The following is a 13321-nucleotide window of genomic DNA, read 5'->3' on the forward strand; positions in this document are numbered from 1 at the left end:
GCGGAGGGCGATTTACCAGCCCGTCGCTTCTTTGACAGCCTTGCCGATTTCCGCAGGGTTCCGCACAGTTGTCACTCCGGCCGCTTCCAGAGCAGCAAACTTCTCGTCCGCAGTCCCCTTGCCGCCAGCGATGATGGCACCAGCATGCCCCATGCGCTTACCCGGAGGCGCCGTCACCCCGGCAATGTAGCTGACTACCGGCTTGGTCACGTGCTCCTTGATATAGGCTGCCGCTTCATCTTCTGCAGTGCCCCCGATCTCACCGACCATGACAATGGCTTCGGTCTGGGGATCGTTCTGGAACAGTTCCAGGGCATCGATAAAGGTGGTACCGGGAATCGGGTCGCCGCCAATACCGATGCAGGTAGACTGACCAAAACCCAGCTTGGTGGTCTGGTTGACCGCCTCATAGGTCAGCGTGCCAGAGCGGGATACGATACCCACCTTGCCCGGCTGGTGAATGTGACCGGGCATGATACCGATCTTGCACTCACCGGGAGTGATCACACCTGGGCAGTTGGGGCCGATCAGGCGTACGCCGCCCTTGCGAGTGATGTATTCCTTCACGTACAGCATATCCAGCGCCGGGATGCCCTCGGTAATACAGACGATCAGCTCCACCCCTGCATCGGCAGCTTCCAGAATGGAGTCCTTGCAGAACGGTGCCGGCACATAGATCACACTGGCAGTGGCGCCGGTTTCGGCAACCGCTTCAGCCACGGTGTTGAACACCGGCAAGCCCAGGTGAGTCTGGCCGCCCTTGCCCGGAGTCACACCGCCAACCATCTTGGTGCCGTATTCGATGGCCTGCTCGGAATGAAAGGTGCCCTGGCTGCCGGTAAACCCCTGGCAGATGACTTTGGTGTTCTTGTCGATCAGTACGCTCATGCGGCACCTCCCACTGCTTTCACTACCTGCTCGGCAGCATCGTCAAAACTTTGCGCGGCGATGATGTTCATGCCACTTTCTGCCAGCTTCTGGGAGCCCAGCTCCGCATTGTTACCTTCCAGGCGAACCACCACGGGTACGGTCACACCCACTTCCTCCACGGCTCCGATAATGCCCTCGGCGATCAGATCGCAGCGAACGATACCACCGAAGATGTTAACCAGAACGCCTTTTACCTGATCATCGGAGAGGATGATCTTGAAGGCTTCGGTGACCCGCTCCTTGGTGGCGCCACCGCCCACATCCAGGAAGTTGGCCGGCGCACCGCCTTTGAGCTTGACCAGATCCATGGTGCCCATGGCCAGGCCGGCACCGTTGACCATGCAGCCGATGTTGCCGTCCAGGGCCACGTAGTTGAGATCCCACTCTGCAGCACGGCGCTCACGCTCATCTTCCTGGCTGGGGTCTTCCAGGGCCTTGATGTCCGGGTGGCGGTACAGTGCTGAGCCATCCACGTTGATCTTGGCATCCAGGCAATGCAGATCGCCCTGGTCCGTGATCACCAGGGGGTTCACCTCGATCAATGCCAGATCCTTGTCTTCAAACAGCTTGGCCAGGCCCACAAAGATTTTGGCGAACTGGCCGACCTGCTTGCCCTCAAGGCCAAGTTTGAAAGCGATCTCTCGGGCCTGGTAGGGCTGTGCACCCACTAGCGGATCCACCTCTGCCTTGAGGATCTTTTCCGGGGTCTCTTCCGCAACGGTTTCGATATCCACGCCACCTTCTGTGGAGGCCATGAACACGACTCGTCGGGAGGCACGGTCAAACACCGCGCTCAGATAGAGTTCCTTGGCGATATCAGTGCAGGTTTCCACCAGAATCTTGGACACCGGCTGACCGTGTTCATCGGTCTGGAACGTGACCAGGTTTTTGCCCAGCCATTGCTTGGCAAACTCCGCCGCTTCTTCCGGGCTGTTGACCAGCTTCACGCCCCCGGCCTTGCCCCGGCCACCCGCGTGCACCTGGGCTTTTACCACCCACTTGTCACCACCAATTTCTCTGGTTTTGGCTGCGACCTCTTCAGGAGTATCGCAGGCGAAACCGGTAGAAACTGGCAGACCATAATCAGCAAAAAGCTGCTTTGACTGATATTCATGGAGATTCATGCCAATACTTCCATATCAATGAATGAGTGGCGCCCATCTGGACGCCGTCACTTCGCGACCGTTCTGCGGCGTTATTTCTTGCGCCGACGCTGCGCCACGTGGATTGCCTTGTAATCCACGGCCAGGGCGGCTTCATGAACGGTTTCCGACAGGCTCGGATGACCGAACACCATCAGTTGCAAATCTTCGATGGTGGCGCCGAATTCCATCGCCACCACGCCTTGCTGGATCAACTCGGACGCCTGAGGACCGACCACATGCATGCCGAGAATGCGGTCGGTCTTTTCATCCGCCACAAACTTCACCATGCCCCCGGTCTCACCAGCCGCCATGGCGCGACCATTGGCCGCAAATGGCACCGCACCGGTCTTGTAAGCTTCCCCGGATTCCTTCACTTCTTCTTCGGTCTTGCCCACCCAGGCCACTTCCGGATGGGTATAGATCACCCCCGGGACAGCATCGTAGTTGACCTGAGTGTGCTCACCGGCAATCACCTCGGCCACCATCACGCCTTCTTCGATGGCCTTGTGAGCCAGCGCCGGACCGCGGACCAGATCACCGATGGCGTAGACACCGGGAACATCCGTGCGGCACTGGCTGTCCACATAGACGAAATTACGCTCGTCCAGGCTGACACCGGCATCCTGGCTGAGCAGGCCCTCGGTGTAGGGGCGACGGCCCACCGCGACAATCAACCGATCGAAGGTTTCCTGCTGGTCCCCGTCTTTATCGGTAAAGTTGACCACGACCTGGTTCTTTTTCACCTCGGAGCCGGTGACCCGGGCGCCAAGGCGGATATCCAGCCCCTGTTTACTGAACTGTTTCCGGGCATCCTTGGCGATCTGTTGATCCACCGTGGGCAGGAAGGTATCCACCGCTTCCAGGACCACCACTTCACTGCCGAGCCGGGCCCAGACACTGCCCAGCTCCAGCCCGATCACGCCTGCACCGATCACGCCAAGACGTTTGGGCACTTCGGGCAGATCCAGCGCGCCGGTCGAGTCGACGATCAGCTTCTGGTCGATCGGAGTGGGCGGAATTTCCACCGGCACAGAACCTGCGGCGAGAATGATGTTCTCGGCCTGCAAGGTCTGGGCATCCCCTTCCAACGGCGTAAACTCCACCTGCTTGCCACTTTTCAGCTGGCCGGAGCCTTGCAGCCAGGTCACCTTGTTGGCCTTGAAAAGCTGGGCGATACCACCGGTCAGGTTGCGGACGATGGTGTCCTTGCGCTTGTGCATGGCATCCAGATCCAGGCTCACATCACCCAGTTTGATGCCATGGTCAGCCAGAGAGCTCTGCGCTTCGTGATACTTCCAGGAAGAATCCAGCAACGCCTTGGAGGGAATGCAGCCCACGTTCAGGCAGGTACCGCCCAGTGCCGGCTCATCCTGTTTGTTGATCCGTTTTTCAATGCAGGCCGTGTTGAAACCCAGTTGCGCACAACGAATGGCAGCCACATAACCGCCGGGCCCACCACCGATGACAATGACGTCGTACTTGTCAGCCATGATCTATTCCTTCAATCGCTGGCACGCTTCACGCAACACGCTGGCACGCCCTTAGCGTGGTTGCGTGCCGACGTGATGCGTGCAGGCATACATTCAGATATCCAGCAGCAAACGCGCCGGATCTTCGATAAAGTTTTTCACTGCCACCAGGAACTGCACCGCTTCCTTGCCATCAATCAAGCGGTGATCGTAGGACAGCGCCAGGTACATCATCGGCAGAATTTCCACCTTGCCGTCCACGGCCATGGGACGTTCCTGGATTTTGTGCATACCGAGGATGGCGGTCTGCGGCGGGTTGAGAATGGGCGTGGAAATCAGTGACCCGAACACCCCGCCATTGGAAATGGTGAAGGTGCCACCGGTCATTTCCTCAATGGAGAGCTTGCCCTTCTGGGCCTTCTGACCGAACTCGATGATCTGTGATTCCACTTCTGCCAGACCACGCTGGTCCGCATCGCGAATCACCGGCACCACCAGCCCGCGCTCGGTGGACACCGCCACACCCACGTCGTAGTAACCGTGGTACACGATATCCTCACCGTCGATAGAGGCATTCACCGCCGGGAAACGCTTCAGCGCTTCCACACAGGCACGGGTAAAGAAGCCCATGAAGCCCAGACGCACGTTGTGGGCCTTTTCGAATTCCGGCTGGTAATGCTTGCGCATATCCATGATCGGCTTCATGTTGACCTCGTTGAAGGTGGTCAACATGGCGGAGTTCTGCTGGGCAGACACCAGACGCTCGGCGATACGCTTGCGCAGGCGGGTCATCGGTACCCGACGCTCTTCGCGCTCGCCCGGCGTTGCCGGCACATCCACGGTAGCGGGCTGCTGCGGAGCCGGCTGGCTGGCCCGCTTCTCTTCCTTGGCGCTGATGGTTTTTTCCACATCCGCCTTGGTAATACGGCCACCCTTGCCAGTACCCGTTACCTGTTCCGCGGCCACGCCGTGCTCGGTCATCAACTTGCGGGCAGCCGGACCCGCCTGGTCCGACGCGCTGTCATCATCACTGGCAGACTCACTGGCTTTCGCCGGTGCTTCTGCCGGTTCCTCTTTCTCTTCTTCCGCCGGTGCCGAATCGGCCTTGTCACCGGACGGGGAAGCACCACCGCTGGCGCCCTCTTCGAAATGACCCAGCACCTGCTGGCTCTCAACCGTGTCGCCTTCACCGGCGAGAATCTTGCTGACTACACCGTCAGCCGGTGCCACTACTTCCAGCACCACCTTGTCGGTTTCAATATCCACCAGCAGCTCATCACGCTTGACCGCTTCACCTTCCTGCTTGTGCCAGGTGGCTACGGTGCCGTCCGCTACTGATTCGGGAAACTGCGGTGCTTTGATATCAGTCGCCATGCCTAATCCTTATTTACTTGATCTCGAAGGCGTCCTGGACCAGACGCTGCTGTTGTTCCACATGAAGGGCCATGGACCCGGCCGCCGGCGCGGCAGCCATATCCCGGCCTGCGTAATGCACCCGCAGGTCTCCGACCTCACGGGCCACCCGATACATATGGTGTTGCGAGCAATACCAGGCGCCCTGGTTCATGGGTTCTTCCTGACACCACACCAGGGTTTCCAGATTGGGGTATCCCTCCAGCACTTGCTGAAGACGCTGTTCCGGGAACGGGTAAAGCTGCTCGACACGAATCAGCGCAGTGTCGTTCAAATCATCACTGTCCCGCTTCTCCAGCAGGTCGTAGTACACCTTGCCAGAGCACATCACTACCCGTTTCACCTTGTCACGATCCAGCTCCGCAGGATCATCCAGCACGGTACGGAAAATACCGTCGGCCAGCTCTTCCAGTGTGGAGATGGCTTTCTTGTGCCGCAGCAAACTCTTCGGGCTCATGATCACCAGCGGCTTGCGCAACGGGCGGACTGCCTGACGGCGAAGCAGGTGGTAAATCTGGGCCGGGGTGCTGGGCACGCAGACCTGCATGTTGTGCTCTGCGCACAGCTGCAGGAAACGTTCCAGTCGAGCGGAGGAATGCTCCGGCCCCTGCCCTTCGTAGCCATGGGGCAACAGCATGGTGAGACCACACAGGCGGCCCCACTTTGCTTCCCCGGAGGAGATGAACTGGTCGATCACCACCTGAGCTCCATTGGCGAAATCGCCGAATTGCGCCTCCCAGATCACCAGGGTCTTGGGGGTGGTGGTGGAATAGCCGTACTCGTAACCCAGCACCGCTTCTTCCGACAACAAGGAATCATAAATGTCGAAGCGCGGCTGCTCGTCATAGAGATGCTGCAGCGGCACATACTGCTCACCGTCTTTCTGGTTATGCAGAACCGCATGACGGTGGGAGAAGGTCCCGCGGCCGGAATCCTGGCCGGTGATACGGACATTAAAGCCCTGATCAATCAAGGTGGCATAGGCCAGGGTTTCCCCATAGCCCCAGTTCAGCGGCAAGGCCCCGGCCGTCATCTTGCGTCGGTCTTCAAGGATCTTCTTTACCTGACGCTGAACCACAAAGCCTTCCGGCGGCGTTTCCAGACGGGTAGCCAGATCCTGCAGTTTTTTCAGCGGATAGCTGGTATCCCAGTCATCTTCCACCTGATGACCGATATAGGGTGACCAGTCCACAAACAGTGACTTGTTTGGCTCGCGTACCAGCGATTTCACCACATGGTCGCCCGCGTCCAGCATGTTGCGATAATCGTCAGCCGTTTTCTGCGCAGCCTGTTCACTGACTACGCCTTCCCTGACCAGGCGTTCCGCGTACAGGGTACGGGTGGTCGGGTGAGACTTGATCTTCTTGTACATCAACGGCTGGGTGGAAGACGGCTCATCCGCCTCGTTATGACCAAGCCGGCGATAACAGATCAGGTCGATAACCACATCCTTCTTGAACTGCATGCGGTAGTCCACGGCCAGCTGGGTAACGAAGTACACGGCTTCCGGGTCGTCCGCATTGACGTGGAAGATCGGCGCCTGGACCATCTTCGCCACGTCGGTGCAGTATTCGGTGGAACGGGCATCCTCACGTCGGCTGGTGGTGAAACCGACCTGATTGTTGATGATCACATGCAGGGTCCCACCGGTCTTGAAGCCGCGGGTCTGTGACATCTGGAAGGTTTCCATGACCACACCCTGGCCGGCGAAAGCCGCGTCACCATGCAGCAAGATCGGCACCACCTGCTCGCCTTCAAAATCCTCACGGCGGTCCTGACGGGCCCGTACCGAGCCCTCCACCACCGGAGACACGATTTCCAGGTGAGACGGGTTGAAGGCCATGGCCAGGTGCACTTCGCCACCGGAAGTCTGCACGTTGGAGGAAAAACCCTGGTGATACTTCACATCACCGGAACCGGTTTCAATAAAGCTCTTGCCGTCAAATTCCTCGAACAGATCCTTGGGGCTCTTGCCCAGGGTGTTGACCAGCACGTTCAGGCGGCCCCGGTGGGCCATACCGATGACCAGTTCCTTGGCACCGTAGCTGCCGACCCGCTGGATGATTTCATCCATCAGCGGAATCAGCGATTCACCGCCTTCAAGCCCAAAACGTTTGGTGCCGGGGTACTTGCTGCCCAGGTATTTTTCCAGGCCTTCCGCGGCGGAGAGACGTTCGAGGATATGCTTTTTGACGTCTTCGCCGTATTCCGGATGGCTGCGCACCCCTTCCATACGCTGTTGCAACCAGCGTTTTTCCGCGGTGTTGACGATATGCATATATTCAGCACCGACACTGGAACAATAGGTGCCTTGCAAGCAGTCAACAATTTCACGGAGGGTGGCTTCCGGTTTGCCGATAAACAGGTTACCGGTCTGGAATACGGTATCCAGGTCCGCGGGACTTAACCCGTGGTGTGACAACTCCAGATCCGGTACCGCTTCACGCTCCATAATCCCCAGCGGATCCAGCTTGGCCACCTGATGGCCCCGGTTGCGGTACGCCGCAATCAGGTGCAGCACACGCACCTGGCGCCGCTCGTGCTCAGTGCTGACAGCACTGGCGCCAAACTTTTGCACACGGGAGCGATTCTTGGCTTGTAGCAGGAAATATTCGCGAACAGCCGCATGGGGCACGTCGGACTCGACGGCGGCATCAACACTGGGGAGTTTTTCGAAGTAGACGCGCCAGTCTTCCGGCACAGAATTGGGGTCAGTCAGATAGGATTCGTACAGTTCGTCGACATAGGCGGCGTTGGCTCCTCCAATGTGGGAGGACTGCCATTGGCGCTGCATGGAACTGTCTTGCATGTCAGCTCGTTCCTTCAGCGGGAGGTGTCACACTCTGTGGTAACTGGTGTCACTGCGACCACAGGGGGGCGACCCTGTTCCCGTACGCTTTGTATTGTCCGGGACAGCGCCTTTTAAGCCCTGCCCCACCCATGAGATGCAACAAAACCACCCATCTTCACCGGGTTGGTGAGAGTGAGTGTTATGCCACGTCTCGACGAGGGATTACCTCGAACCGACGTCTAGTGTAGCCCTTTTATTTCGCTTTTGTTAGACGCCGTCTTGATAAAATAAGGTAACACTTTTTATGCCTGTCACTGCATTGGCGAAACGTCGAATAGACAGCGGTATTGCTCAACACCAGAAACAAAAAAGGCGGCCACATGGCCGCCTCCTTCGTTCGGGTCAGATGCCCCGTTCCAGTAGCATGGAACGGATATGGCCAATGGCCCGGGTCGGGTTGAGCCCTTTCGGACACACGCTGACACAGTTCATGATGCCATGGCAACGGAACAGGCTGAACGGGTCGTCCAGTTTGCTCAATCGCTCTTCAGTGGCCGTATCGCGGCTGTCCGCCAGGAAGCGGTAGCTCTGCAACAGGGCCGCCGGACCCAGGAACTTGTCCGGGTTCCACCAGAAGCTCGGACAGCTGGTAGAGCAGCAGGCGCACAGGATGCACTCATACAGACCATCCAGCTTGGCACGATCTTCCGGAGTCTGCAGGCGCTCAATGGCCGGCGCCGGGGTGCTGTTCTGCAGGAACGGCTGCACCTTTTCGTACTGGTTGTAGAACATGCCCATGTCTACGACCAGATCACGGATCACCGGCAGGCCGGGCAAGGGACGCAGGATCAGCGGCTTCTTGCCTTCCAGGACACCCGGTGCCACCTGGGACAGCGGCGTAATACAGGCCAGGCCGTTCTTGCCGTTCATGTTCATACCATCGGAACCACACACGCCTTCACGGCAGGAGCGACGGTAGGACATGGATTCGTCCTGCTCTTTCACCAGAGCCAGGATATCCAGCACCATGAGGTCTTTACCCTGGGTATCGACCTCATACTCCTTCATGGTCGGCTCGCGGTCCGTTTCCGGATTGTAGCGATAGATACTGACTTTCATCGTTAGCTCCCCTTAGTAGGTCCGCGCCTTGGGCTGGAAGGTGTCAACGGTCTTCGGCTTGAAATTCACCTCGCGCTTACCCAGCTTCTTGGCAGTGGGGTCGAAGATGGAATGGCACAGCCAGTTCTCATCATCACGATCCGGGTAGTCGTAGCGGGAATGCGCGCCACGGCTTTCGGTACGGCCTTCTGCGGCGATAGCAGTGGCTTCCGCCACCTCAAGCAGATTGTCCAGCTCCAGCGCTTCGATACGCGCGGTGTTGAACGGCTTGCTCTTGTCATCCAGATGCGCCTTGGAAATCCGCTCACGCAGATCCGCCAGTTTGGCCACACCTTCCGCCATCAGGTCACCCTTACGGAACACCCCGAAGTGATTCTGCATCACGCTCTGCAGCTCTTTGCGCAGGGCAGAAACAGATTCTCCACCGCTGGACTCATCCCAGCGACGCACACGGGACAGAGCCTGTTCGATATCAGAATCGGAAGGCTCATACTGGGTCATACCCTGACGCAGCTGGTCTTCGATAAAGAGACCGGCCGCACGACCGAATACCACCAGGTCCAGCAGCGAATTGCCACCCAGACGGTTGGCACCATGTACAGATACGCAGGCTACCTCGCCCACCGCGAAGAGACCGTTAACAAACTGGTCTTCGCCCTCATGGCCACCGGACAACTTGATCGCCTGACCGTGAACATTGGTGGGAATGCCGCCCATCATGTAGTGACAAGTGGGAACAACCGGAATCGGCTCTTTCACCGGGTCGGTCTGGGCAAAGGTAATAGCCAGTTCACAGATGCCCGGCAGGCGGCTGTGCAGCACTTCCTCACCCAGGTGATCCAGCTTCAGGAACACGTGATCGCCATTGGGGCCGGCACCACGCCCATCCAGGATTTCCATCATCATGGAGCGGGCCACAACGTCACGGGATGCCAGGTCTTTGGCGTTCGGCGCATAACGCTCCATGAAGCGCTCGCCGTCCTTGTTGATCAGGTAGCCACCCTCGCCCCGGCAACCCTCGGTCACCAGCACACCGGCACCGGCAATGCCGGTGGGATGGAACTGCCACATTTCAATGTCCTGAACCGGCAGACCCGCACGCAGGGCCATGCCAACGCCGTCGCCGGTGTTGATCAGGGCATTGGTGGTGGAGGCGTAGATACGGCCGGAGCCACCGGTGGCAAAGACGGTTGCCTTGGCCTTGAAGAACACGGTCTCACCGGACTCGATGTCGATGGCGATCACGCCACAGACATTGCCGTCAGCATCTTTGACCAGCTCGGCGGCGTACCACTCGTTATAGAACTGGGTGCCGTTTTTCAGGTTTTGCTGGTACAGGGTGTGCAGCAGCGCGTGGCCGGTACGGTCAGCGGCCGCACAGGTACGGGCAGCCTGACCACCCTCACCGAAGTTCTTGGACTGGCCACCGAACGGACGCTGGTAAATACGGCCTTCTTCGGTACGGGAGAACGGCAGGCCCATGTGGTCCAGCTCGAATACCGCTTCCGGGCCCACATTACACATATATTCGATAGCGTCCTGGTCACCGATGTAGTCGGAGCCCTTGACGGTATCGTACATGTGCCAGCGCCAATCATCGTTGGGATCGGCAGACGCGATCGCACAGGTAATGCCGCCCTGGGCGGAAACGGTGTGCGAACGGGTCGGGAAAACTTTGGAAATCAGCGCGGTCTTGAAACCGGACTGGGCCATCTGCAGTGAGGCGCGCATACCGGCACCACCACCACCTACGACGATAGCGTCAAACGTAATAGTGCGAATGGACATGGATTACGCCCCTCCCCAGATCAGAACCAGACCCCACAGCAGGTACACCACCAGAGCCAGTGCAATTGCCAGCTGGGCAATCAGGCGAACGCCAGTGGCGGCTTTACCGAAGGTCAAGCTGGTCAGGTAGTCGGTGGTTACGCCCCACAGACCTACCCAGGTGTGTGCTGCAACTGAAACTACCAGCAGGGTGTTGGCAATCTGCATGCAGACAGAGCCCATCAGAGCTTTCCAGCTGCCATAGTCCAGATCGCCGGCAACTATCAGGTAGCCGAGCATGCCGATCAGGTAGACCCCGATGATCACGGCGGATACACGTTGAATGAGCCAGTCATACAGGCCGTTACGGCCCAGGCTCGTCACACTGGTTACCATATCCAGCCTCCTACCAGCAGAATCAGTACTACAGAAATGATGAATACCAGCTTGGCACCACGTCGGCCGCCTTCCAGGCTCTCACCCACGCCAGCGTCCATAACAAGGTGGCGAATACCTGCCACCAGGTGATACAGCAGTACTGCCAGAATGGCCCATACCACCAGCTTCACCAGCGGGGAGGTCATCAGTTCTTTCAGGTCCGCAAAGCTCTCGGGAGACGCCAGGGAGCGATCCAGCATCCACAGCAGAATCGGCAACGCCAGGAAAATGGCAACGCCGGTTACACGGTGGGTGATAGATGCTATAGCCGTGACCGGGAACTTGATCGTGCTCAGATCGAGGTTAACGGGTCGCTTATCGTTCACGGTAGCCTACTTATAGCCGGGCCCCAGGTTGGGGCGGTTGTCGGGAACTTTGGCAAAGTTGTTGAGATCAAAACGTGAAGTCTGATCTTAACAACCTCGCCCGGGCCGGGGTGGGCCCGCACAAAACCCCCAGTCAGAGGTTTCTGCCGGGCGGCAGTATATCGCCGCGCCCTGAGCAAAACAAACGCCGAGCACCTTAAACAGGCGATTAAGACAAAGTATCTTTCTCCTAACGCCTTGATTTACAATGCCGCACCGGATGTGAGCGCCACGAAAAGAGCCTGCACCACCCTGATGCAAAACGGGTTTATGGCCGTAACAAGCTGTTTACCCTACAAAAGTCTGACTCACCGGTTCCCGGGTTCGCGTTGACAAAGGTGTGTCAAAACTTTACCTTCCCCCGCGCTTTGGAGGACCTTCCTTGCCTTGAGGAACGTTCCCTCGTCCGCCAATGGAGAGATTCCCATGACCGAGAAGAAAGCCACTCTCAAGGTAGATGGTAAGGACCTGGACCTGCCTATCTACTCCCCCACCCTGGGCCGCGACGTTATCGACGTGTCCAAACTGGTAGCCAATGGTGTCTTTACCTTCGACCCGGGCTTTACCTCCACCGCTTCCTGTGAATCCAAGATCACCTTTATTGATGGTGAAGTGGGTAAGCTGCTGCACCGCGGCTACTCCATCGAGGAACTGGCTGGTAAGTCCGACTACCTGGAAGTGTGCTACACCCTGCTCTACGGCGAGTTGCCGACAGCTGAGCAGAAAGAGCAATTTGTCAGCACCGTTAAGAACCACACCATGGTGCATGAGCAGATTCGCAATTTCTTCAACGGTTTCCGCCGCGATGCTCACCCCATGGCCATCATGTGTGGCGTAGTGGGCGCCCTGTCCGCCTTCTACCACGACTCTCTGGACATCAATAATCCCGAGCACCGTGAAATCACCGCATACCGCCTGATCGCCAAGATGCCCACCATCGCGGCCATGTGCTACAAGTACGCGCTGGGCCAGCCCTTCATGTACCCGCGCAACGACCTGGGTTACGCAGAGAACTTCCTGCACATGATGTTCGGCAACCCCTGCGAAGAATCCAAGATCAGCCCGACCCTGGCCAAGGCCATGGATCGCATCTTCATCCTGCACGCTGACCACGAGCAGAACGCCTCTACCTCTACCGTGCGTCTGGCTGGTTCCTCCGGTGCCAACCCGTTCGCCTGTATCGCTGCCGGCATTTCTGCCCTGTGGGGCCCGGCACACGGTGGCGCCAACGAAGCCGTGCTGAACATGCTGGATGAAATCGGCTCCCTGGATAACATCGACACCTACATCGCCAAGGCCAAGGACAAGAACGATCCGTTCAAGCTGATGGGCTTCGGTCACCGCGTCTACAAGAACTACGACCCGCGTGCCACGGTAATGCGCGAGTCCTGCCACGAAGTGCTGGCCGAACTCGGTGTCAACGACCCGCAGCTGGAACTGGCCATGAAGCTGGAAGAGATCGCTCTGAGCGACCCCTACTTCAAAGAGAAGAAATTGTTCCCGAACGTGGATTTCTACTCCGGCATCATCCTCAAGGCGATCGGTATTCCGACCTCCATGTTCACCGTGATCTTCGCCCTGTCCCGCACCGTGGGCTGGATCGCACACTGGAACGAAATGATCTCCAACCCGTACAAGATTGGCCGTCCGCGTCAGCTGTACACCGGCGAGACCGAACGCGAGTTCGTACCGGTCAACGAGCGCAAATAAGCGCCTGTTATCGCCAGACAAAAAAACCGCCTCCGGGCGGTTTTTTTGTGCCTGAAGAAAAGCAGTTACGAGTTGAATGTTGCGAGCCACGAACCCCAAAACCCTCTCGTGACTCCGCCTTTCGCTCCTCGAAACTCGCTTCTCGCTCACCAGCCAACACAGACTTCACCGCGC

General features: G+C 58.3%; 10 protein-coding genes. 1 reads left to right on the forward strand and 9 read right to left on the reverse strand.

Annotation, left to right across the window (positions count from 1 at the left end):
* Positions 1–12: 12 nt before the first annotated feature.
* The 9 genes from sucD to sdhC form a co-directional block, all read right to left on the reverse strand.
* On the reverse strand, positions 13–888 hold the full coding sequence (sucD, locus tag A3714_RS04120; protein ID WP_062816180.1) for a succinate--CoA ligase subunit alpha: 876 nt from the start codon (positions 886–888) through the stop codon (positions 13–15).
* Positions 885–2054 carry an ADP-forming succinate--CoA ligase subunit beta gene (gene sucC / locus A3714_RS04125; protein ID WP_062816181.1) on the reverse strand — a complete coding sequence of 390 codons (1170 nt, stop codon included), beginning with the start codon at positions 2052–2054 and terminating at the stop codon, positions 885–887. Before sucC ends, sucD begins: the two co-directional genes overlap by 4 nt.
* Positions 2055–2125: 71 nt before the next feature.
* On the reverse strand, positions 2126–3565 hold the full coding sequence (gene lpdA, locus A3714_RS04130; protein ID WP_062816182.1) for a dihydrolipoyl dehydrogenase: 1440 nt from the start codon (positions 3563–3565) through the stop codon (positions 2126–2128).
* 93 nt (positions 3566–3658) lie between these two features.
* Complete coding sequence (odhB, locus tag A3714_RS04135; RefSeq protein ID WP_063509463.1) at positions 3659–4918, reverse strand: 2-oxoglutarate dehydrogenase complex dihydrolipoyllysine-residue succinyltransferase; 1260 nt, start codon at positions 4916–4918, stop codon at positions 3659–3661.
* Positions 4919–4931: 13 nt separating this feature from the next.
* Positions 4932–7766, reverse strand: coding sequence for a 2-oxoglutarate dehydrogenase E1 component (locus tag A3714_RS04140; protein ID WP_062816184.1), 2835 nt, complete (start codon positions 7764–7766; stop codon positions 4932–4934).
* 384 nt (positions 7767–8150) lie between these two features.
* Complete coding sequence (locus A3714_RS04145; protein ID WP_063509462.1) at positions 8151–8867, reverse strand: succinate dehydrogenase iron-sulfur subunit; 717 nt, start codon at positions 8865–8867, stop codon at positions 8151–8153.
* A 12-nt stretch (positions 8868–8879) separates the two neighbouring features.
* Positions 8880–10655, reverse strand: coding sequence for a succinate dehydrogenase flavoprotein subunit (sdhA, locus tag A3714_RS04150; protein WP_062816186.1), 1776 nt, complete (start codon positions 10653–10655; stop codon positions 8880–8882).
* Positions 10656–10658: 3 nt separating this feature from the next.
* Entirely contained in the window at positions 10659–11030 is a 372-nt protein-coding gene (gene sdhD / locus A3714_RS04155) for a succinate dehydrogenase, hydrophobic membrane anchor protein (protein ID WP_063509461.1), read from the reverse strand.
* Entirely contained in the window at positions 11024–11398 is a 375-nt protein-coding gene (gene sdhC / locus A3714_RS04160; RefSeq protein WP_062816188.1) for a succinate dehydrogenase, cytochrome b556 subunit, read from the reverse strand. Before sdhC ends, sdhD begins: the two co-directional genes overlap by 7 nt.
* A gap of 465 nt (positions 11399–11863) precedes the next feature.
* On the opposite strand from sdhC, the gene gltA reads away from it, so the two are divergent.
* On the forward strand, positions 11864–13147 hold the full coding sequence (gene gltA / locus A3714_RS04165) for a citrate synthase (protein WP_062816189.1): 1284 nt from the start codon (positions 11864–11866) through the stop codon (positions 13145–13147).
* Positions 13148–13321 lie beyond the last annotated feature (174 nt).

The organism is Alcanivorax sp. HI0007 (genome assembly GCF_001635525.1).
Taxonomy (GTDB): Bacteria; Pseudomonadota; Gammaproteobacteria; order Pseudomonadales; family Alcanivoracaceae; genus Alcanivorax.

What these genes read in the sequence shown, in the direction of transcription:
- A3714_RS04145 (WP_063509462.1), bottom strand. Translation starts at nt 8,867, where the DNA reads ATGAAAGTCAGTATCTATCGCTACAATCCGGAAACGGACCGCGAGCCG.
- sucC (WP_062816181.1), bottom strand. Translation starts at nt 2,054, where the DNA reads ATGAATCTCCATGAATATCAGTCAAAGCAGCTTTTTGCTGATTATGGT.
- sdhA (WP_062816186.1), bottom strand. Translation starts at nt 10,655, where the DNA reads ATGTCCATTCGCACTATTACGTTTGACGCTATCGTCGTAGGTGGTGGT.
- sucD (WP_062816180.1), bottom strand. Translation starts at nt 888, where the DNA reads ATGAGCGTACTGATCGACAAGAACACCAAAGTCATCTGCCAGGGGTTT.
- lpdA (WP_062816182.1), bottom strand. Translation starts at nt 3,565, where the DNA reads ATGGCTGACAAGTACGACGTCATTGTCATCGGTGGTGGGCCCGGCGGT.
- odhB (WP_063509463.1), bottom strand. Translation starts at nt 4,918, where the DNA reads ATGGCGACTGATATCAAAGCACCGCAGTTTCCCGAATCAGTAGCGGAC.
- sdhD (WP_063509461.1), bottom strand. Translation starts at nt 11,030, where the DNA reads ATGGTAACCAGTGTGACGAGCCTGGGCCGTAACGGCCTGTATGACTGG.
- gltA (WP_062816189.1), top strand. Translation starts at nt 11,864, where the DNA reads ATGACCGAGAAGAAAGCCACTCTCAAGGTAGATGGTAAGGACCTGGAC.
- A3714_RS04140 (WP_062816184.1), bottom strand. Translation starts at nt 7,766, where the DNA reads ATGCAAGACAGTTCCATGCAGCGCCAATGGCAGTCCTCCCACATTGGA.